The organism is Bacillus silvicola (assembly GCF_050524305.1).
Lineage (GTDB): Bacteria > Bacillota > Bacilli > Bacillales > Bacillaceae_G > Bacillus_A > Bacillus_A cereus_AT.
The window spans coordinates 161,439-184,192 of sequence record NZ_JBNGVC010000003.1; the positions used below are offsets into that span (position 1 = coordinate 161,439).

The following is a 22,754-nucleotide window of genomic DNA, read 5'->3' on the forward strand; positions in this document are numbered from 1 at the left end:
TAATAATGAAAGGTTTGATCCAATTTGTCTTTCTAATATTAATTTTATTTCAGGTGGGTTGCTGGGATCAACAACTGCTGGTAGATAAAAAAATTATAAATAATCTCTCAATTGACAAAGCAAAAAATGGTAATTTGCTATTAGGGGCTTCAGCTATAGAGTTGGTTACCAAAGGAGGAGGACAATTTAATTTTTCAGCTCTTACATTTACGGAAACATCGGAAAATATAATGGGGGGAGGTAATAAGATCACTCGAAAGATGTCTGGCCGTGCGGATATTACTAAAGCGAACGCTATATTAATTGGTGATAAGGTAGCAAAAGCTGATATATATCATATATTGGATTTTTTTTATCGTAATTCTACCTCTAATTTTGGAAGTTATTTAGCGCTTATCCGAGGAAGAGCTGTGGATTTTTTAAAAAGTGAAACTAAGGGGGAAGTGTCTATAGGAAGCGGTGTCAACCGTATTATTTCAAGTGCGGAAAAATCCGGGAGTTTACCCAAAACAAATTTAAAATCCATTCTTACACAAATTACAAATCCTAATAAAGATTTTTTATTACCTTATCTTGAACAAACTAATTCAGAAATAAAAATTTTAGGAACGGCTCTTTTTCATAATCGGAAATACAGTGGGAAGTATATCCCCATAGAGCAAACAAACATATTAATGCTACTACAAGGGAAAAACAAACCATTTTTTTATAAGACGAAAATAGATAGTGACAAATCGTCAAACATAGAAAAAACTATTACTATACGGGTAGAAGCAACTAGGAAAAAACAGCATTTGGTTATAGATAAATCAGGCAAGGTAAATTTTAATATTAATATATCAGCAAAAGCGAGAGTTGTTGAAAATCCACCTTTAAAAGTGCTTACTGCACAAGATATCGAGCGCTTGAACTTCATTCTTTCAAAAAATTTAACACAAGATGCCCGTAAAGTAGCTAGTATTACACAAAAAGCAAATAGCGATATACTAGGGATTGCTAGGTTTGTAAGAGCATATAATTATGATTTTTGGAAAAAGAAAAATTGGGAAGAAGTATATCCCCGTATCAGCATAACCCCGAATATATCTGTAAAAATTTCTAGTAATGGTCTTATTAGATAAAACAATTTGAAATAGTCATGGATATTATAGATGAAAAAGCTCTTTCTATTGCTCAAATATTAAAATATAGGTCATATAAATGGATGACAGAAAACAAACTTCAAAGGTCTTTAGATTTACATTGGAATGGTGCACCTATAAAAATGTTAAAAGATGTTTTTCCTAATAAATTGCATCAAAAACAATTAACAAAATGAAACAAATATACATTGTTAATTTTGTACATGATAGATCAAAGAGAACATATCGCACTTACCGATGATTATATTTGAGATTAAAATCAAAAGATGGTCTTGAAAACTTACGTCTATTACGAGATAGTATTATAAAAAGAGGATACTATGATGAAAAAAAGTAATATAAATATACTTATATCAAGTTTAATACCGATATTATTAATTTTATTTATGGTTAATGTTACATATAGAATCAAGCTAACTGCATTATTTGGAGTTTCTATTTTTTTACCTATATTTCTTTGTCCACTTGGATTTATACTAGCTGTTTTATCTTATGAAAGAGATAAAACTATTGGAGCAGAAATCGGGATAATATTAAACGTGTTAGTATTTTTGATTCCTCTTATATGGATTTTAGGGAGAAATTTATAGTTTGCATTTATATGTTGAAAAAGGTTTTGTTGCAAAATTTTTAAAACGAAGCTAAACTTTTGCAGCAAAGAGTGAGGAGAATCATACTTGAGATATTTTTAAAGAAAACAGTTAAAACCAGATATTCTTTTGGTAGCCATTGGCTACTATTGTCGTTTTTCTTTAAGCTATTCGATACCTCTGAAATTTTAAATGAACGTGGTGTTTGCGTTTATCCAACAACTATTATGCGCTGTGTTCATGAATATGGCCACCTGATCTATCAAATTTGGAAGAAGAAGAAGAAAAATAAAAGCGTAGAACTATCTTGGAAATTGGATGAGACGTATATCAATGTCAAAGGTATATGTCTATGATCCTGTTCTATGAGGTTATTCTAATGCTTGATAATACAATGAGCTTTATATATATAAACACCTTGTTCTTTTAAAATATCGCATTGTGATTCTTCTCGCAGAACCTTATGACCTCTTCAATTCATTTATTAATTTACAAAATGGCTTGGGGAATTTAAATAAAATTGGCTGGTCTCTATTTTTAATATTCGTTCTATAATATAGAGGGATTTTTAAATATCAGGGGGTTGATGGGATTCTGTTGTAAAGTTTTAAAAACCATATACAATTATTGGTAAATGAATAATTTCGATTCTTTTGATTGGACTTAAGAGTTTAAAGTCCTGCGAATTTAGAAAAACGTCATTTGATATACCTATGATCCTGTTTGATGAAATTATTGAGATGCTTAACGAGTCAATTTTTCGTATACACATAAAAATCGTTAGTTTTCAGTTTTTTGAACGCACAAAATGGTGTAGGAACTTGCCTATTGTGAGAACCGTCGGTTATTAATCGTTTCATAAACATATAGGCGGCTTAATAATCCCTTGTTTTACGAAGTTGGATATCCAAGATATGCTCTTCTCGATTAATTGCAAGATAAAAAATAACAACACTCTCCCTTGTTTTTAATGTAGGTCTCATCTAAATGCCATGCGAAATGTGCCGATTTATTTTTATTTTTCCAAATTTGATAAATCAAATTTCTATTCAAATATCTCATCCATCATGCTCCTCGAATCATTTTTTTACCTTTTAACTAAGCTTAGAAAACTTTTCAAAAAAACTTAATTGGACTACGTGGTTTTAAGAAAGGATTGTTTATAGAATGGTACTTATAGATTTAGAAAGCTCTTTACAACAGGAATTTCTCACTGATCTTCGAGGAGGCGTTCGAATACTTCTTCAGGAAATGGACTATATTGTTGTAGAGGAAGGCAGATCTTTTATTACGGATGTGTTTGTTGAGCAAGTAATTGTCTATTTAGAAAAAACGCGTTTTTTTCAGAAGTGGATAGAAGTGGACTTTTCTGCTGCTGAGCTAACAGAATTTTTGCAACTGATAGAGCGATCTATGCGGAGAAGAAAATCCACCTTAAGACAGCGAAACTATTTTAACAGCTTACTATATGATTTAGGATTGCGAGAAAATATTCCAACGGATTATTTATATATGAAAAAGAGATTGTTACAATTGGAGCATCTAAAGGAACAGCAGAAAGCTACAAGATTTCAAATACCGGCTTCTAAGCAGCAGATCAAATTATTAAAAATTGCTTGGAAGAAAACATTCAGGCGGGCGTTAGAAATCCCAGAAAATATAAAGCAGGGTGAAGTAGATGAGTTATTTAGTAGGATACATCGAAAACAATTTAAAATACAAAAAGGCCATAGGGGAAGTTCTCAAAAAACCTGACGTATGTAGAATATTGGCGGAACACATAGATTATGCTAGGATGTAGAAAACATTTATCCCAAAGGGGTGATATGCCAAAAACTTATTATATGAATATTGATTATTATGAGAGACCTGTGGATATATTGCGAATGCTTGGACATCCTATGCGTTTGTTTCTTCCTTTCGACTGGTTTTGTTAAATCAGATACATAGTTATCTTCTTTTGTGACTATCTTTGTATCGCTTATATCTGTTCGTTCCCTGGAAAAAGAAACAGCTATAGGCTCTTGGTAAAAGGTATTAAAAGCTCCATTACTGTATGAAAGGATAGAGTAGATACTGTAGGAACTAACTGGTGACCATGGTAATAGAAGTTTTAGAATTAATATCATCCAACTGCCATCATGGGGGTAACTGTTTCTAAGCAAGATTTTGACACATAAGATTAGGCCAACTAACATACTTGCCATAATAGATGTTTCTAGCATCCAATCAAAAAATCGAGGTAGATAGACGTTTACAAATATATCTATCATCAGTATCTATCTTTCCTATGGTTTTCCTCAGTCTTCTCATCCAGCATACGTTTGAGTTCGTTAATATCTTCTGAAGTTAGTTTTTCTTCCTTTAAGAAATTCACAAGTAACGGTTTAAATGCCGTGCCATAGAAACGTTTAAGGAGGGATCTTGTTTCGACTTGTAGATAACTATCTTGCGACACTAAAGGATAATACTCATACATACGCCCTTTATCTTGCTGGTAAGAAACAGCTTCTTTTTGGACTAATCGATTAATAAGCGTTCGAATCGTTGTCTGTTTCCAGTCCATTGTTGCCTCTAGCGCTTCAATCAATTCATTTGCTGTTTGAGGAGATTTTGACCAAATAACCTTCATGATTTCCAATTCAGCTTCTGATATTTTAGGTAATCCTTTCATTATATAAAATCCCACCCTGTATTACATCTGTAATCCTTGATTGTCAACCCTATTTTAGGTTTGTAAATACATTCACATGAAACTTAAGAAATTAATCCAAAAAACAATGAAAATACATTATTCTGGTCATTCCCTATTTGGTGAGACAAAAAAAGGTTCTGTTGCAAAGTTTTGAACGGCATTACAAATGTAGAATCAACATACAATTATTAAGAAAAAACATTGGATAATATTCAAAAAAAGCATAATACATTCAATATTTTTCGTTATTTTCAAAGTTTGCAACAGAGCCATATATCTTGCACTAAAAACCTAAAAAATGCTCCAACCTTCCTGAACAGAAAGTAATTCTAACATTTTTAAACCAGCTATACTATTTCCGTGTAAATCTAGAGCAGGACCAAAAATACCAATTCCCATCTCGCCCTTTGCACAGCCCAATATACCACCAGCAACCCCACTTTTAGCCGGTATTCCGACGCGAATTGCAAATTCACCAGATTCGTTGTACATGCCACAAGTGACCATAAATGTTTTACAAATTTTCGCAATATGCTCTGGGAAAATTTGAATTCCTTTGTATGGATCATATCCATCCATTGCGAAAATTAAACCGATACGTGCTAAATCAATACAATTTACTTCAATTGCACATTGACGAGTGTATAGATCTATTAGCGCTTCCACATTACCATTAATAATGTTATTTTGTTTCATATGATAACAAAGGGATCAATTTAAGTATGCTGTTTCTCGCTCAGAGACGGCTACTTTTGATGAGTAATTTATGGTAGGGTTGTCTGTAATATCACGTACAAAACAAAGGATTCTTTCCATTTTTTCATCATTGCTATCCCCTATTAGCATACTCGTAATGGCAAGTGCCCCTGCGTTAATCATTGGATTAAGCGGTTTAGAATGGCTAGATGTCTCTAATTTAATAATAGAATTAAAAGGATCTCCTGTGGGCTCCATCCCCACTTTAGAAAATACATATTCTTCACCACGATCTAAAAGAGCAAGTGCAAGTGTAATTATTTTTGAAATACTTTGAAGGGTAAAGAGTATTTCAGAGTTACCGGCATGGATATAACCTGTATCTTTATAATAAATTGCAATTCCTAAATTAGATGGATTTGCATTGCCCAGTTCTGGAATATAAGTAGCCACTCCCCCTTTCTTCGTATAAGGTCGAACCTGTGCTAACAATGTTTCTAATCTATCTATTTGGCGGTCATGCATAACTGATACACTTCTTTCTGTATTATTAAATACATCCAATAAAGAGATGTTTGTCCTATCTATTTATTTCACTTTTATTTCTAGTAAAAATTTTTGTTATCCAATTCTCTCTTTAGCATTCTTACTGTCCCAGCATTCTGTATTTTTTAACTCCGGAATATTAGTTGCATAGAAAATTGGATCCTGCCCCGCTTTCTTTTGTTTTAAATAATCTTTAAGAGCTAAGAAAGCATATTTTCCAAGGAAAAGAATTGCGATTAGATTAAAAATTGCCATAATCCCCATAAATAAATCTGCCATGTCCCATACAATTTGCATCGTTGCTATAGAGCCTAGCATTACCATACCAATTACCGAAATACGATATATCGTTAACAATGTCTTACTTCCACTTAGAAATTCAATATTTGTTTCACCATAATAATAATTTCCAACGAGGGAACTAAAGGCAAATAGAAATATTGCTACTGCTACAAAAATAGGTGCCCATGGACCAATATGAGTTTTTAATGCTTCTTGTGTTAATTGAATTCCACTTAGGTTTGTATCAGTGTGCATATCAGAAAGAAGAATCATAAATGCAGTACAACTACAAATTAGTAATGTATCCGTAAAAACACCAAGTGTTTGGATAAACCCTTGTTTAACAGGATGTGTAACATTGGCAGTCGCAGCTGCATTCGGTGCACTTCCCATACCAGCTTCATTTGAAAATAAACCACGTTTTATCCCTAGAAGAATCGCTGCACCAAGACCACCACTTACAACTTCCTTAAAACCAAAAGCATGCAACATAATTTCTTTGAATAAAATAGGAACTTGTGTAATATTTGTAATGATTACATACATCGCAACAGCAACATAGATAATTGCCATGAATGGTACAATCATTTCTGCAACACGTGCAATCCGTTTTACGCCCCCGAAAATTATCAGTGTTATTAAACCCATTAATATAAATCCGACAATTTCCGGCTTTAAATTGAATGCGTTTTCAAATGCTGATGTAACTGTATTAGCTTGAACAGCATTAAATATTAGCCCAAAGCAAACTGTAATTAAAACTGAAAAAACAACTCCCATCCAGCGTTTATTTAATCCTTTTTCCATATAGTAAGCTGGACCACCTCGAAACGCATTCCCATCTTTTACTTTGTATATTTGAGCAAGTGTACTCTCAACAAATGCGGAGGCACCTCCAATTATTGCGATAAGCCACATCCAGAAAATTGCACCAGGTCCACCAGCGGAAATTGCAATTGCGACACCCGCTAAGTTTCCAGTACCAACACGAGAAGCTGTACTCATGCAAAACGCTTGAAAAGAAGAAATACCATCCTTTTCTCTTTGTGCTTTACGGGTTGAAGAACTTGCGCCATCGCCAAGTAAGCGAATCATTTCACCAATGTAACGAATTTGGAAAAACTTTGTCCGGATTGTAAAATAGCACCCAGCCCCAATTAAAAGAGCAATTAGAATATAACTCCATAAATATTCATTTGCTATTCCAATAAATTTGTGAATGTGAGTGATAATATCTTGGATGAAATCCATATGATTTCCCCTCCTAATTTTAATGAATCAATATTTATCTGAAAAGTGTGTATTCATTATGACGAAACTAATAAGAAGGGACATGTAATACAAAAAATTATTTTAGTAGTATCCAGTTACTACTCATGTCCCACTTTGAACTTTATAAAAATCATTATAATTTTGTTACTAAAATAAGCTAAGTGAGATACTATTTTGAATATTGATTTGGCGTGGTAAAACATTCTTTAGTTCTTCCTGAAATCATCAGACCAATCAGACTACCAAGCAAACTAGGTAAAACCCATCCCATTCCCTCTTTATATAATGGAATATATTTCATATAAGTAAGTAAAGAGTCACTAGCAAGCCCCGCTGTTTCTAATCCTTGTATTAAACTAACCAGTAACGCTCCTAAAACTGCCCCAACATAGACAGCTTGCTTTCCTTGTATAAAGCGATCAAAAAAAGCGAGTATAATTAGCACAATTGCTACTGGATAGATAATGATTAGAACTGGTAAGGAAATTTTAATTAACATTGACAAACCAAGATTTGATACTCCGAAGCTAAATAAGCAAATGATTAAAATAATTTTATTATAAGGAATTTTCGGGAATATTGTCGTAAAAAACCTACCACATGCTGATACAAGTCCTATAGATGTAGTTAAACAAGCAAATAACATTGTAATTCCCAATAATAAAAGACCATATTGACCAAATAGGTACTGGACTACATTTGTTAATAGCTCACTTCCATTTTCAAATGTGCCAAATGATTGAGAAGTAGCTCCAATATAAGCAAGGGATATATATATGGCGGCTAGTCCAATTGCAGCAATAATTCCCGCCATTATAGTAGATTTAGCAATTGCTTTTTCATTTGTAACGCCTTTTTCTTTTATTGCGTTAATCACGATAACTCCAAATACGAGAGCTGCAAGAGCATCCATTGTTAAAAATCCTTCAGTAAACCCTTTAAAAAAAGGAGCCTTCTGATATAAATCAGTGGGGTTGGAAACTGAACCAATCGGTGAAGAAATTGCTTTAATAATAATAATACCAATCATACTCAATAATAGAGGAGTTAAATATTTCCCAATTCTATCTACTAATTTAGATGGATTTAAAGATAAATAAAATGTAATGCTAAAATAAACAAATGTATATAGGAGTAATATATACCAGTTATCTTGCATTGTTGCACTTAAGAAAGGGGCAATCGCCATTTCATATGAAACAGTTCCTGTACGAGGAATAGCGAAAAAAGGGCCGATTGCTAAATAAATGATAAGGGGGATAATAACGCCACATGTTGGGTGAATCCTGCTAGCAAGAGTACCAACATTTCCACCAAAAAGGGAAATAGCAGCGATAGCTAATAGGGGGAGACCGATACCGCTCACTAGAAATCCTAAAATAGATATCCATACATTTGTTCCAGATGAATATCCTAATAGTGGAGGGAATATCATATTACCTGCGCCAAAAAATATTGCAAAAAGCATAAATCCAATAGGTACTGTTTCCTTAAAGGTTAATGATTTTTTCATTGAGAACTCTCCTTTGTACTTTTTTGACGAAAAATGTCGAAAATTAGTTTTTTTCATTATAGCATTATTTTTTAGAAAATAAAGAAAAATAAATAGGTAAGTATTCCCTTTAAACTTCACCGAATTTTCCGAATTTTTTCTTCTAAAGCCTGTGCAAGTTGTAGCACTACGGTAGATAGGTAATGAATTCCGGTTTGGCGTAGCAAAATAGTTTTTCTTTTTATTTTGCCCCTCATATGATCAGTCTTATAAAGTATAATGATTGGTATATAAATGAAATTAGATAGCAATAACCATCCAGTGTTCTTGTTGTATTATCACCTTTTGTTGGTTGTGAAATACAGAAAAAATGTTTTTGATGATGATATGTCATACTATACAAAAGACATCTTTGTTCGACTATCTTAAAACTATAACATCACATTAGTTGAATGGAATCACGATGTAGACCATGTTCATATTTTATTCAAGGAACCCCCTAATACAGAAATGAAAAAATTCATTAATGCTTATAAAAGTGCAAGTTCTCGACTCATCAAAAGAGATTTTCCACAAGTAAAAAAGAAACTTTGAAAAAAGATGTTTTGGTTAAGAAGTATATTGAAAATCAATGTGAAAAGTAAGGTGAAATGTTATTACAAAACATAATAAAGCATATAAATTTCGTTTGTATCCAATATAAATCAATTTCATCGTACATCGAAAAACCGAAATCTGAATTTAGATTTCGGTTTTGTTTATATATAGAGCGAATGGCTTCAATGCCAATGGTCCTGTTCTTTGAACTACCCCCACTTTCACTTCGTTTAGAAGTGGGGGATTCCTAAGTAAAGAGTTCTATCGAACTCTAATTTATTAGGCTAGCTCCACAGTCCTTGCGGTTAGAAGCCTTATCGCTTCATTCTTTAGATTGATACTTGCGTTAATATCCCTATCATGGTGTGTACGACAAGAAGGGCAGTCCCATTTACGTAGGTTCAGATTTTTAACGTCTTTGTTTTGATATCCACAATAAGAACATAATTGGCTGGAAGCAAATGTTTTTGATACGACAATGACTTGTTTGCCATACCATTTTGCTTTATATTCCAACATGGTTCGAAACTGTGACCATGATACCTCACTAATCGCTTTTGCTAACTTATGATTCTTTAACATATTAGATACTTGCAAATCCTCTATACCAATAACATAGTGGTTTTTGATGATTTCAGTTGAGACTTTGTCCAAGTAATCTTTTCTAGCATTCGTCATGTATTCATGAATTCTAGCTACTTTTACTCGTTGTTTATTCCAGCAAGAAGATCCTTTCATTCTTCTAGAAAGAACACGCTGCGCTTTTGCCAACTTCTCTTCTAACGATCGAAAAAACTTCGGATTTTCATAGGGTGTTCCATCTGACAAAATGGCGAAATCTTTTAGTCCCACATCCATTCCAATGTAAGAATTTGTTTTCGGAAGTTCTTGCACTTCTGTTTCAACTAACAATGACACAAAGTATCTGCCAGAAGAATTCTGTCTAACCGTAGCATTTAAAATACGTCCCTTTACTTCACGACTTTTGGCAAATCGAACAAGACCTAGTTTTGGCAATTTCATTTAGTTTCCTACAACGGCAATGTTTTCATTTGTTTGTTTTGTGGTGTAAGATTGTACGTTGTTTTTCTTAGATTTAAAACGCGGGACACTGTTTGTTTTTTGAAAAAGCGTGTATACGCATCCGCAAGGTTGCGAACCGACGACTGAATCGCAATACTATCTACTTCTTTTAGCCAAACAAACTTTTTCTTCCTGGCAGGAAGTTTGCCAGAGCATGTACCATATGTCAAACCTTTCCCTGTCCCTTTGTATGCGTTATCCCATAGAGATAGAAAGTGATTGAATACAAAACGCGAACAACCAATCGTTTTATTGATTAGGGTTGCTTGTGCTTTATTTGGATAGATATGAAATTTATATGCTTTATTAATCATCATTCATTTCACCTCCATTTCGGTATGTATCTATTATACAACGAACATATATTCGTTAGGTAGTGAAGTAACAATTTATGTATGTCGAACAATTAAGATGGCTTCCTGCCATCCCTTGTCCGAAATCAATTCATCTCCCACCTACTCGCTTCGCGTTCCTTGAGGAAGGAGTCTTCTTGGCTAAAATGATAAAATTATTTAAATGTGTGATTGTACAGCAAAGCGTGCATCTCGAAGTTGAATATCTAACGTGTACTAATCTTTATTAATTGTACAATATAAATAACACTACACTCTTTAATTATTTTCCTTTAAACTCCCTCATCTGAGATTATCAATCCTTATTTATTCGAGTATTTATCCCGACTTATAAAACTTTGTAACAGAGCCTTTATTTTGAAGATGTATTTTAATTTGAAACGAGTTTCTTCCTATTTATAAGTATTGAAAATGATAACTTGTATAAGATTTCTGATAAAGTTAGAATTCGTGAGCACTACCTTCTTTTTTATTCTTTAAAAGAGAAGTAAATATAATCCTTTTTAATCCTTCGCTACGTGTATGTTTTATCAAGTAATTTGTACACATTGTGTAGTATTTGTATATAGTCACCTTTAATATAAGGGATATTGAAATGGTTTGTAAATAATTTGTAGAAAATTGTAGAAAAATTTTCATAATTACAAATGTAAATGTTTCCAAATGTAAATTCTATCTTGTTTTTTTTATTTTCATTCCTTAGTTTATTTAGTAGGAGTGAACAGATGCTCCTATTTTTTAATGAAACAGAATAAAGGAAATGGAAGATAAAATGGATTGTAACGTGTCAACATCCGTACACTTTTTCACTAAGTTTCCCCAAAATCTTAAGGAAAGTGAATATACGGTTGTTTCATACTATGTGGTTACCATACCAATACAAGTGATACAAAACTCCTTTTCGTTTTACAAAAGAAATAGTTGTGAGTTCTATATAAATGCCCTTTATATATCACTAGATTGATAGAACCTCATCCAAATTATCTTCCTTTCCTCTGTTTTATTTCACACCCTACAACTAACATACGCATGGGTACGTGACTTAAAAGTAAGCTATGTTATATATAATATGGTTGTATAACTACATAATAAGAGATTCTGGTGCAAATAGGACAAAAATGATTTAGTTGCTACCTAAATAGGCATGAGTAGGGTATTTGAGAGGAGAAGTTGGATGAGTTTTTCCTTAGAAATAGTAATTTACGCACCGATTGACTTGGTATTTGATTATGTGGATAGCGATGAAAAAATAAAAGAATGGAGTACATTAATAGTCGAAAACCGTTACCCGTCAAATGTAGATAAAACAAATCCTCGTATAGGGGATAGGTATGTAACTGTGCAAAAAATTGGAAAGAAAATATATGAACATGAAGTGGAATTATTAGAACACGATGCACCTTATATTGTTTCAGTTGGTGGCGAGATGAAACAAGGTTATTCGTTTTCAACCTATATGTTAGAAGAAGTTGAGGGCGGTACATTACTTACAGTTATCGTCGATTATGAACCTAGAAATCTCTTTTATAATATTATATATAAGTTAACAGGATGGATGTCACGAGGTTTATATATGCAGGAAATCGAGCGCTTAGCAGAGTGTGTGGAATCTTCGTATTATAGGAAAAAGTAGGTTCAAAGAAAAAAAGATTTGTATTGTATACAGGTCTTTTTATGTATTTAAGGACATAACCTGCAAGGGGTTCTGGTGCATGGGATAACGTTTTAAAGAGTGACGCGAAAGAGATTGCGACAGACAATCCATTTGGATATTCAGGATACATGTACCATAAAGAAATCGGGATGTATTACCTGATAACACGTTACTACAATCCTGATCACGTTGTATTCTTATCAATAGATCCAGATTGGTTCTGGTGCAAAGTTTAAAAACCATTCAGATTTATGAATTTAACATACAATTTATCATATATTATTGAACATTTATTCTAGATTATTACATGTTAATTCGTATTTTTTAGGGCATTAAAACTTTGCAACAGAACCAAATCACCTATTATAGGGAGTTGGTAAATTTAAATAAAGGTGTGGGAAGTTATGATTAACAGCTTTTATCTTTTAAAACCTAGAATGCTTAAGGGAGACATTTACTATAAGGTTTTTGTTACAGACGACTGTATATATTTTATAAAAATTGGTGGACAGTTTCATAGTCGACATGCTTATAAAAAACAGTTACCTGGTATTCTAGAGTTATTGTTATTGTTTTGGTTCAGAAAAATTGAAAAAAAACAATTAAACTTAGAAACTGAAATAGATGTAAAAATCCATACTGGGGATGTACATGAACTATTACAAATTAAGAATAATTTTTCAATTACAACAAAAATAATTAAAGAGATACTATTAAATAAACAAGGAACTTTCCATACAGTTTTTAATGACAATGGAACAATTTTATTTACGTTACAAAATGCTCAAAAACTAAAGTTCATCATTCCAAAAGAAACTGCATTTTCATCAATAGAAGAAGTTTTCCACCAATATCAGCATACAAAATCCATAAAAGAAGTATTTTAAAATATGGTATTTGGCTGGATCTGTTGCAAAGTTGAACAAAATATAGGGAATATTTTAGATTAGAGGTAGGATTTAAGCAACTGCTACTAATATTTGTAAGTCTTTGTACGTTGAAAAGATGGAGCCTGATTCCAGACTTCGTCTTCTCGGCATACCAGGAATTACAACAATTAATGATGATTGCTTAATTTCTATCCCTAATGTATCGGCCTATACATACCTTTTTCAAACTTTGCAACAGAACCATAAAACAGGAGGAATCTATGAAGTTCACAGGCATTATTCTACATGCAGACAAGAAAGGACGTATAGGTATCCCCAAACTAAGGAACATTATTGGCATGAAAGAAGAAACAGCCCCTATAGAATTTATTGTAATAGATGCAATGCTTATTCTACAACGGTATAGAGGAGCTTGTGCCATAACTGGAAAAATATCGAGACATAATATTTCATTGGCAAATGGGAAAATCAAAGTACATCCCAAGGAAGTGAGACAATTAATAAAAGATTTAAAAGAATATCTAGGAAAAAACCGATTAACATAATGGGCACTTCTGTTACTGGGGTCTTTCATCTGAAATCAGATAGTCTTTGTTCGTAAACTTTCTAACTAATAACTGGTTCTGTTGCTGCTAATTATTTTACAATCCAATCATTTATATACCTATAATAATGTGTTTGATTTGACATATAAATTGAAGGATTAGAGGAAGGTTTATAATTTGAAAAAGAATACATGGAAAAATTTAAAAGTATTTGTTATTTATTTTATTATAATAATAATATATAACACTTTATTCGATTACACTAAAAAATATGTAGAACTAAAAATGAATAATAATCTTTTGTCACAAGTACATTTAGCTATAGGTCGTACACTTTTAAGTTTGTTAATATTGTTTCTTCCAGATAAATTAGGTATTAAGATTCATTTTATTTCTAAAATTTTTATATACATCATTGCAATGATAACAGTTTTCTTCTTATTAGATATGTTTGATTTATTGGATTAATAGAGGGTTCTGTTGCAAAGTTTTGATGCCCTGAAAAATACTAATAACATGCACTAATGTGGAATAAATATTCATAAATTCGAACGATTTTTAAACTTTGCAACAGAACCTTATCGATTCTCACGAGAAGATCGGGTAATGTTAAGCCCGTATATAACGGAACATCTAAAACGTTTTGGCAATCATGTGATTGATTTACAAAACATTCCACAACCAATAGAAGAGAATACCCCTGTATAAAAGATAAATGAATCACATAATGAAAATGAAAGCCAGTCTATGATTCATTTTTATACGTATCTCGGCTGAACCCCAATATTCCAAAACAAAAAAATGTACATCTTCAGGTGAAAATGTACATTTTTTTGTTTTGGAGGCATTATAAAACTCTTAAATTGATGGATATCTATTGTTCCCCCTTTTATAGATAACAGCCTTTAAAAAAATGCATGTTATCTGCATTTAATCTTTACATGTATCTTTTATTATATAAGTATATTTAGAAGGTATTAAAAAATTTATAGACGATTAAGGAAAAAGAATTTTATCAATTTACCGGATACATTTACATTTTTAGGAGTTTTATAAAACTCACAATATTATTTTTGCTTTAACAAAGTCTATTAATTGTAAATATATTAACAGAATCAAGTTAAACCAATGGTTCGATCGAGGTAGTATATTTCTCGGCTGAGCCCTTACCAGAGGGGGATTTTTTTATGAACAAAAAAATGATTATATTTCCTATACTGATTTTTATAGGTATTACATCAGTTTATTTTTTATTGAGTCCAAAAGTCAAAGGAACAATGTATGAAGATACAGTATCGAAAAAAGTTATAGTAATAGATCCAGGACATGGAGGAAATGATCCTGGATCTATTGGACCAAATGGAACTAGAGAAAAAGATATAACTCTCAAAACGGCTAAAAACATTCAAAAAAAACTTGAGGAAAAAGGAATGACTGTAATTTTAACGCGTGAAGATGATACGTTTGTATCATTAAAAAATCGCGTAGCTATTAATCAAAATAAATCAGCAGATCTCTTTCTTAGTATTCATTATGATGGTTTCACAACTAATGATGTAAAAGGAGTAACGACCTACTATTACAAGGGAGTAAAGGAACAAGCATTAGCGAAAACAATACATGAACATTTATTCAAACAGATACAGGCAAAAAACAGAGGTGTAAAATCTGGTGATTACTATGTATTACGTGAAAATCAAAAACCATCCATTTTACTTGAGCTAGGTTATATTACAAATCCAGAAGATGAGCAACGAATGAATTCACAACAATTCCAAGCAGATGTAGCCTCTGGAATTGTTAATGGTGTTATAGAATACTTTAAAAAATAGTAGTCTAGTTAAATTAGACTATTAAACCAAAAATAAAATTCAGTATATAATTACAAATTCCAATTTTACTGAATAAATTTATTCAGTAAAAAATATATAACTAAAGGTTACTAGAAAGGACATACAAGAATGTTTACAAAAGGATTAAAAATAACGGTGATTATATCAATAGTCGCTTGTATCACACTAGGGATATTTATGTTTCAATTCTTTACATCACCTGCAAAAGGGGTAATGAACCAAGAAAATGCTGTTCAACTGGCAAGTGAGCAAATAAAAGTAGAAATAAGAAAAACAGCACCAGATAAATATAATGGTCAGGTTCGTAAAGTAGCATATTTAACATTTGATGATGGACCAAGTCAATTTCAAAAAGAAATCTTAGATATTTTAAAGAGTAATAATATAAAAGGAACTTTCTTTATGATTGGCGGAAATATCCCAGCTCATAAAGAAAGTGTAAAACGCTTAGTAAATGAAGGGCATTATCCAGGTGTTCACAGTATGACACACAGTTTTAAAAAGCTGTATACCCAAGGCGAATTTGTGGAAGAAATGCAACAAGCGCAAAATATCATGAAAGAAGTAACTGGAATTCATCCAAATCTTGTTCGTTGTCCATATGGAAGTATGCCCGGGCTTACACAGGCATTACGAGATAAAATGGTAAATGTCGGCATGAAAGAGTGGGATTGGACAATAGATTCTTTAGATTGGAAATTTCCAGGAAATCCAGATGCTGTTGTTCAAAAAACGATTTCTCAGGTTAGTGAAAATCGCGAAGTAATTTTAATGCATGAAAAATCACAGACAGTGCAGGCATTACAAAGAATTATTGATGACCTTCGTAATAAAGGTTATGAATTTGAAGTGTATGATGAAGCCTCTCATTTCCCATTAAATTTTTGGAAAGATGATCGTATCTAAGTAGGAGGAATTGCAGTTGATATATAGAAAACTAGCACTTATGACAGCCCTATCTGTAACCTTGTTGTCAGGCTGTTTAGGACAAAAACCAGAAGCAAATTTGTATGTAGCATTTGAAAGTGCTGCAAAACAAGAAAAGACAATGTTTGAAGCTACAAAAAAATTAGCGGAATTAGAAAAGAACGGACAAGAGTTATATACGAAAATTACAATTGAAGGAAAAGAAAATAATCAAGTAGTGAAAGAAAAGTTAGATCAAGCTATAACAAATATACATGACCGTGAAAAAATATTAGAGAAAGAAAAAACCGCCTTAGACAATGCACAAAAAGAAGTGAAGTCTGTTGATAACTATATAAAGAAATTAGCAGATAAGAGGTTACAAGAACAGGCAGAAGAAGTTCAAGATATGTATAGAAATCGCGCTGATTCTTTCAAAAAATTGTATGATAGCTATAAAAAATCATTACAATTAGAAGAAGAACTGTACAAAATGCTACAAGCAAAAGATGAAAAACTAAAATCAATTAATGAGAAAGTAAAAATGGTCAATCAGTCTTATGAACAAATTCTTTCAAATAAGGATAGGTTTAATAAATACACGAATGAGTATAACCAGAAGAAATTATCCTTTTATAAGCAAGCAAATATTAAAATTAAAGAAGTTCAAAAATAAACCGATTGTTAAAAGCAAAGTATATTTCTTTAAGAATTTTTTATAATTTAAACACAAAAGCCAAATCGCTCTTGTTTATCAAGAACGATTTGGCTTTTGTGCTCGCTAGTCATTTTAACTAAATTCAAGTTATGAAGTATTAGAAGCGATAGATGAAAAAGAAGCATTGTCCTTATATGAAGAAAACGAAGTTCATTTAGTTATTTTTACTATCATGTTACCAGAAACAGACAGTTGATCTGTTTACCAATGAATCTGTAATATTTCAAATATTCCTATCATTATATTGACAGCTCGCTTTGACGAAGCTAATACGTTACTCGGTATTAGTTAGGGATGCAACAAAACCTTATATTACCTCTATTTTTACTAGCAAGTACGAAACAACTATTCCATAGTCGGATTGTTTAAAAAAATTATTCAATTATATATTATCTTGTATAGGTATTCATGTACACCTCCTATTATCTATAGCCATAATAGAAGGAAAAGACATTAACTTTACTCATACGGAATTTGAAGTATTACATACCTAATACTAAATCAAAGTATATGCATTATGGGCATACAATTAATTACAAAAAATGGGTCTATGAATTTATTTGTCGATGAATGTATAATACTTTGCGGGTAAATCTAAGAGTGTTATAGCCATCGTTCGAGCCAGTTGTAAATTGGAGGATAAAGTATGAAAACAGGTATTGTATTAAAATTATTTATGTTAACCACAGTGTTGTGTATGTCGATCTTAGCAACCATTTTTGTTGGACAAACCATATTCTTCAAGCAATTTTATGCCAATAAAAAAGTGAATGATACCAAAACAAACATGAAATCTTTTGAAACAAATTATTTAAATAGCGGCGGAAATTCACAAGCCATTCAAAAGTTAGAACAAGATTTCTATCGAGAACATAATACATGGATTACAACATTAGATAGTAATGGGAATTTAAAGCATGTAAATGATTTTTATATAGAAGTAAAATTAGATCAGTCTAAAAATAAAGAAACTCAATTCGCAAATGCTACAATTACCATACCACTGTATAATTTTAAGGTTGCGAACGATCATTCGAGGAATATTTCAAATGAAACATTCCCTGTAGGAGAAACAGTTACTTTGGCGGGTATAAAAAAAATGCTACGTTCATTCCTTATTCTGTATTCTTTAAAACAGCAACTCCAAATTTGGTAAATACGACATTAGATAAAAAAATAAATGAACTTGGAGAAAAACTTAAAAGTAAATATAGTTCTAAAGAGTACTTTGAAAAACATAAATTTGAACATAAAAAAGAACTTGATGAACAAGTACCTCAAAAATATCTAGAAGGGGAAATTACAAAAGTTCAACTTACGGGTGGGAATGAACAATCGAATTTTGTTTATTCAAACAACTTATTCATGGAAAGAATACAAGAGTTTCAGGCAGACTTATTACTAAATGAACAAAATATTAACTATAATTCATTACAAGAAATCAATTATGAGCAGAATGATATAAAATATAAGCTCATAATAAAGCCGATAAAGGATAAGAGCGGTACAATAACATATATTTTTTCAATGACTTCATTGCAGCCAGTTGATGAAGCTGTACAAATGATAAAAGAGTATTATGTCTATATTATTATGTTTGTGTTGCTTCTTATTTTTCTAGCTTCTTTTTACTATTCAAAAAAGATTGCACGGCCCTTATTACAAATAAACAAGACAACCAAGAAAATTGCAAACTTAGATTTCACGGAAAGGGTTCCAGTCGTGACAAAAGATGAAATTGGTGATTTATCTCAAAATATTAATGTACTTTCAAATACATTACATTCACATATTGAGAAATTACACCGAGACATAGAGAAAGAAAAGCAATTAGAACATACAAGAAAAGAATTTATTTCAGGAGTATCACATGAGTTAAAGACACCTCTAAGTATTATGAAAAGTTGTATTTCTATTTTAAAAGATGGTGTTGCGAGTCATAAGAAAGAGTATTACTTTAAGGCAATGGAAAAAGAAGTAGATAAGATGGATATGTTGATTGTGGATATGCTTGAGTTAGCAAAATTTGAATCTGGTACGTATAAAATGCAGATGGATGTTTTTTATATTGACAAGGTCATTCAGCATATATGTGAACAATTATCTTTGAAAATAACAAAAAAGCAATTACATGTTCACACACATCTTTCTGCAATTAAGGTCATTGGAAATCAAAATCGTATGGAACAAGTAATCACCAACTTTATCACGAATGCTATTCGTTATACGCCAGAAAAAGAGGACATTATTATTTCTACAATAGATGAGCCAAGTCGCATAAAAGTTTGTATCGAAAATAAAGGTGCCCATATCGAAGAAGATCAATTAGATAAAATTTGGGATCGTTTTTACCGAGTTGATACAGCTCGTCAACGCTCACAAGGTGGAACGGGGCTTGGGCTTGCCATTTCAAAAAACATTTTAGAACTTCATGGGGCGGAGTATGGTGTATATAATACAGTTGATGGTGTATTGTTTTATTTCTATTTACAGAAAAAAGTGTAGAAATGAGGTTCTACACTTTTTTAAATTTATTTTGATAATTTCTTTACCTTCTCCTAAATATAAAGAGAATTGGTTTATTTATGTCTAAATGCACAAAATTTCCGAAGTGATATAGTGGATTCTGGTACGAAAAAATACTATTTTATTTAATACGTAGTTTTGTTTCAGCATCAAAGAAATGTACTTTGTTCATATTAAATACAAGTTGCATAGCTTCGCCTGTTTGATAATCATTACGTGTATCCAAACGTGCAATAAAGGATTGATTCTGTAACGTAGCATAAATCATTGATTCGGCTCCAAGTAATTCTGCCACTTCAATTTTTATATTTATAATATTATCAGGCAATGTTTTTAACATACTTGGACTATCATTTATATGTTCTGGGCGAATACCAAGAATTATGTTTTTATTTTCATAACCTTTTTCACGTAGTGCTTCTAATCCTCTTTCTGGAATACTTAGTTTGATATGGCCTAAAATAAATTTTCCATTTTCCACTTTCCCTGTAAAGAAATTCATGGCTGGTGAACCAATAAAACTACCAACAAATACGTTTTCAGGATATTCATATACTTCTTTTGGCGTACCAACTTGTTGTATCCGTCCGTCTTTCATAACCACAAGGCGCGTTGCCATTGTCATTGCCTCTGTTTGGTCATGCGTAACATAAATCGTGGTTGTTTGTAAGCGATGATGCAGTTTTGAAATTTCAGAGCGCATGGTAACACGTAGCTTTGCATCGAGATTTGATAGTGGTTCATCCATTAAAAATACTCTTGCATCACGTACAATCGCACGTCCTAAAGCAACACGTTGTCTCTGACCGCCAGATAACGCGTTTGGTTTCCGTTTTAAAAGTTCTTCTAATCCAAGAATTTTTGCTGCGTTGTGAACACGACGCTCAATTTCATCTTTTGGTAACTTACGAATTTTCAAACCAAATGCCATATTATCATACACGGTCATATGTGGATAGAGAGCATAATTTTGGAAAACCATTGCGATGTCACGATCCTTTGGTGATAAATCATTCACATATTTTTCGTCAATGTATAAATCTCCTTGTGAAATGTCCTCTAATCCAGCAATCATACGTAAAGTAGTTGACTTACCACATCCAGAAGGACCAACAAACACTATAAATTCTTTATCTTGAATATGAAGGTTAAAGTCATTCACGGCCATTATATTATTATCATATATTTTATAAATATTTTTTAATACTACCTCTGTCATGTTTTTACCTCCTCTAATACAAAAACTATATATATTTTTATCATTTTTGTTTTCTCTGAATTTTTAAAGCTATAACCTCCAAATTTTTGTATACATGTTGAACCTCAAACGTACAATATTACTTGAGAAACTCTATCGGTTAGATTTTTAAGAGCCAGTATATATTTCAAGCTATGAGACAGATATAGGAAATCGAAAAGGTTCCTTAGGCTCAAGAAGTAGAATAAGAGAAACTGTCGTTCAATTTTGTGCAGTTTCTCTTATTTGTCATGAGTTTCTATGAAACAATATCCTTGTTGTCACCATATATGCCATAGTTTATTGAGTTTTAGGATTTCCGTACTTCATCTCTAACATTTTGTGGAAATCATCAATTTTCTTTTCATCAATTTCCTTTACATAAGTGTTGAACTCTTCAAGAGTATAATCCTTACTTCTTCCAGTAGACAGTTCTTTAAATAAAACCTCTTTACTATCTGGATTCACATAAAACTTCCATTGTTCTAACATAGTTCCTTCAAACGTCACATCATAGTATCCTTCCTCATTTTTATTTGTTGAATTTGGCTTTATAACTTTCACTGTTAATGACTTTGAGTATTTTTCTTCTAATTGAAAGAAAGTTTTTAGTTTAGGGACCGAGTTAAACAATCCTTCAACAATTTCTTGATCTTCTTTTGAAAGTGTATCTTCTATAGAGAGTTTGGTTTCCTCAACTGATGATTCCTTGTTCTCTGCACTCTTATCTTGATCTTCTTTTGAAAGTTCAACAGATGATTCTTTTTTCTCTGCACTCTTATCTTGATCTTCTTTTGAAAGTTCAACAGATGATTCTTTTTTCTCTGCACTCTTATCTTGATCTTCTTTTGAAAGTTCAACAGATGATTCTTTTTTCTCTGCACTCGTATTTTGAGCAACAGATTTCACCGAATTCTCATCACCTTTGTTACTACATGCAACCATACCAGTTAGTAGTATAGCGCTACCTAACATCAGAATCATTTTATTCCTCTTCAATTCTAATCACCCTTTATTAATTATTTTTATTAATTGCTACTACGTGACGTGAAATATATACAGCTTATTCGTTTATATATGTCGTCACTCGGTTTTGAATCAATGCCGCTACATCCTTAGCTGATTTTTGACCACTAAAGTAAGACTTGGACTCCTCAGCAATAATGGATTCAATTTTAGTATTCTGTGGGCCCTGGACGCTTATTTCAGCAACCATTTTCTCTAATTCCTGTATATCACTCTCGGTAACGTTAATAGAACCAGCTGGACCCTCAAGTTCTCCTTTTTCCTTCAGTGTTTTGATTTGTTGTTCATACACAGCTCTATTAATTGGAAATGCATTCCCTTTACTTTGGACCTCATCAGACATTAAAAACTTAAGAAAATTCCATGCTTCCTTTTTGACCGGAGATTTCGCATTTAAACCTACTGTTTTGTTCGGCGTAAAAGCAACTCCATTTTTTTGTCCAGCTATATGTGGTTTTTGATATACTTTTGTTCCTTTTATACCCAATACAGTTCCCGTATTAAAATAGTCTTCTATTGACATAATCATTGGTAGACGGACAAAATATGCTTCTCCTAAGTTCACAGAATCTGCAGTGGCTATTTTCTCGTCATACATCTTCTTTACGTCTTCCAACATTTGTACAAATAAATCAGACTGGAACTTTGCTT

Annotated in this window: 16 protein-coding genes and 8 pseudogenes; 15 read left to right on the top strand and 9 right to left on the bottom strand. The window is 32.1% G+C overall.

The genetic code is table 11. The annotated features are described in order from the left end of the window. Window positions 1–5: 5 nt before the first annotated feature. The 3 genes and pseudogenes from ACP6L7_RS09755 to ACP6L7_RS09765 all read left to right on the top strand — a co-directional run. Entirely contained in the window at window positions 6–1,121 is a 1,116-nt protein-coding gene (locus tag ACP6L7_RS09755; protein WP_430529128.1) for a Ger(x)C family spore germination protein, read from the top strand. Window positions 1,122–1,462: 341 nt separating this feature from the next. Next, entirely contained in the window at window positions 1,463–1,732 is a 270-nt protein-coding gene (locus ACP6L7_RS09760) for a hypothetical protein (RefSeq protein WP_430529129.1), read from the top strand. A 123-nt stretch (window positions 1,733–1,855) separates the two neighbouring features. Then, a pseudogene (locus ACP6L7_RS09765) lies at window positions 1,856–2,076 on the top strand (IS6 family transposase); the annotation flags it as partial. Window positions 2,077–2,487: 411 nt separating this feature from the next. Here the strand turns inward: ACP6L7_RS09765 and ACP6L7_RS09770 are convergent. Then, a pseudogene (locus ACP6L7_RS09770) lies at window positions 2,488–2,794 on the bottom strand (DDE-type integrase/transposase/recombinase); the annotation flags it as partial. Window positions 2,795–2,899: 105 nt separating this feature from the next. Here ACP6L7_RS09770 and ACP6L7_RS09775 point away from each other — a divergent pair. Continuing rightward, window positions 2,900–3,487, top strand: a complete 588-nt coding sequence (locus ACP6L7_RS09775; RefSeq protein ID WP_430529130.1) for a hypothetical protein — start codon at window positions 2,900–2,902, stop codon at window positions 3,485–3,487. Window positions 3,488–3,558: 71 nt separating this feature from the next. Next, window positions 3,559–3,648: pseudogene (locus ACP6L7_RS09780) on the top strand (ArsR/SmtB family transcription factor); the annotation flags it as partial. Window positions 3,649–4,004: 356 nt separating this feature from the next. Here the strand turns inward: ACP6L7_RS09780 and ACP6L7_RS09785 are convergent. From ACP6L7_RS09785 to brnQ, 4 genes and pseudogenes are all read right to left on the bottom strand, one after another. Continuing rightward, on the bottom strand, window positions 4,005–4,406 hold the full coding sequence (locus ACP6L7_RS09785) for a BlaI/MecI/CopY family transcriptional regulator (protein WP_430529131.1): 402 nt from the start codon (window positions 4,404–4,406) through the stop codon (window positions 4,005–4,007). A gap of 312 nt (window positions 4,407–4,718) precedes the next feature. Next, window positions 4,719–5,648, bottom strand: a pseudogene (glsA, locus tag ACP6L7_RS09790) (glutaminase A). A 96-nt stretch (window positions 5,649–5,744) separates the two neighbouring features. After that, window positions 5,745–7,202: an alanine/glycine:cation symporter family protein gene (locus tag ACP6L7_RS09795; protein WP_430529132.1), complete on the bottom strand. Its 1,458-nt coding sequence runs from the start codon at window positions 7,200–7,202 to the stop codon at window positions 5,745–5,747. A gap of 190 nt (window positions 7,203–7,392) precedes the next feature. Next, a complete protein-coding gene (brnQ, locus tag ACP6L7_RS09800) occupies window positions 7,393–8,736 on the bottom strand; it encodes a branched-chain amino acid transport system II carrier protein (protein ID WP_430529133.1) in 1,344 nt (447 codons plus the stop codon). Window positions 8,737–9,009: 273 nt separating this feature from the next. Between brnQ and tnpA the strand changes: the two are divergent. Beyond that, a pseudogene (tnpA, locus tag ACP6L7_RS09805) lies at window positions 9,010–9,306 on the top strand (IS200/IS605 family transposase); the annotation flags it as partial. Window positions 9,307–9,591: 285 nt separating this feature from the next. On the opposite strand, the pseudogene tnpB reads toward tnpA, so the two are convergent. Continuing rightward, window positions 9,592–10,712, bottom strand: a pseudogene (tnpB, locus tag ACP6L7_RS09810) (IS200/IS605 family element RNA-guided endonuclease TnpB). Between the two features lie 1,210 nt (window positions 10,713–11,922). Between tnpB and ACP6L7_RS09815 the strand changes: the two are divergent. The 9 genes and pseudogenes from ACP6L7_RS09815 (at window position 11,923) to ACP6L7_RS09855 (ending at window position 19,819) form a co-directional block, all read left to right on the top strand. Continuing rightward, window positions 11,923–12,381, top strand: a complete 459-nt coding sequence (locus ACP6L7_RS09815) for an SRPBCC family protein (protein ID WP_430529028.1) — start codon at window positions 11,923–11,925, stop codon at window positions 12,379–12,381. Between the two features lie 98 nt (window positions 12,382–12,479). After that, window positions 12,480–12,638 (top strand): annotated as a pseudogene (locus tag ACP6L7_RS09820) (RHS repeat-associated core domain-containing protein); the annotation flags it as partial. A 168-nt stretch (window positions 12,639–12,806) separates the two neighbouring features. Then, entirely contained in the window at window positions 12,807–13,289 is a 483-nt protein-coding gene (locus ACP6L7_RS09825; RefSeq protein WP_430529029.1) for a hypothetical protein, read from the top strand. Between the two features lie 263 nt (window positions 13,290–13,552). Then, window positions 13,553–13,837, top strand: a complete 285-nt coding sequence (locus ACP6L7_RS09830; RefSeq protein ID WP_430529030.1) for an AbrB family transcriptional regulator — start codon at window positions 13,553–13,555, stop codon at window positions 13,835–13,837. 177 nt (window positions 13,838–14,014) lie between these two features. Next, window positions 14,015–14,305, top strand: a complete 291-nt coding sequence (locus ACP6L7_RS09835; RefSeq protein WP_430529031.1) for a hypothetical protein — start codon at window positions 14,015–14,017, stop codon at window positions 14,303–14,305. 719 nt (window positions 14,306–15,024) lie between these two features. Continuing rightward, entirely contained in the window at window positions 15,025–15,669 is a 645-nt protein-coding gene (locus ACP6L7_RS09840; protein WP_430529032.1) for an N-acetylmuramoyl-L-alanine amidase family protein, read from the top strand. Window positions 15,670–15,798: 129 nt separating this feature from the next. Continuing rightward, on the top strand, window positions 15,799–16,596 hold the full coding sequence (locus tag ACP6L7_RS09845; RefSeq protein ID WP_430529033.1) for a peptidoglycan-N-acetylglucosamine deacetylase: 798 nt from the start codon (window positions 15,799–15,801) through the stop codon (window positions 16,594–16,596). Window positions 16,597–16,636: 40 nt separating this feature from the next. Further along, window positions 16,637–17,272 carry a YkyA family protein gene (locus ACP6L7_RS09850; protein ID WP_149214146.1) on the top strand — a complete coding sequence of 212 codons (636 nt, stop codon included), beginning with the start codon at window positions 16,637–16,639 and terminating at the stop codon, window positions 17,270–17,272. A 688-nt stretch (window positions 17,273–17,960) separates the two neighbouring features. Next, window positions 17,961–19,819: pseudogene (locus ACP6L7_RS09855) on the top strand (sensor histidine kinase). A gap of 142 nt (window positions 19,820–19,961) precedes the next feature. Here the strand turns inward: ACP6L7_RS09855 and ACP6L7_RS09860 are convergent. The 3 genes from ACP6L7_RS09860 to ACP6L7_RS09870 form a co-directional block, all read right to left on the bottom strand. Continuing rightward, window positions 19,962–21,059 carry an ABC transporter ATP-binding protein gene (locus ACP6L7_RS09860; protein WP_430529034.1) on the bottom strand — a complete coding sequence of 366 codons (1,098 nt, stop codon included), beginning with the start codon at window positions 21,057–21,059 and terminating at the stop codon, window positions 19,962–19,964. Between the two features lie 318 nt (window positions 21,060–21,377). Then, on the bottom strand, window positions 21,378–22,061 hold the full coding sequence (locus ACP6L7_RS09865; protein WP_430529035.1) for a hypothetical protein: 684 nt from the start codon (window positions 22,059–22,061) through the stop codon (window positions 21,378–21,380). A 79-nt stretch (window positions 22,062–22,140) separates the two neighbouring features. Beyond that, a partial coding sequence (locus ACP6L7_RS09870) for a type 2 periplasmic-binding domain-containing protein (protein ID WP_489686863.1) occupies window positions 22,141–22,754 on the bottom strand: 614 nt, incomplete at its 5' end.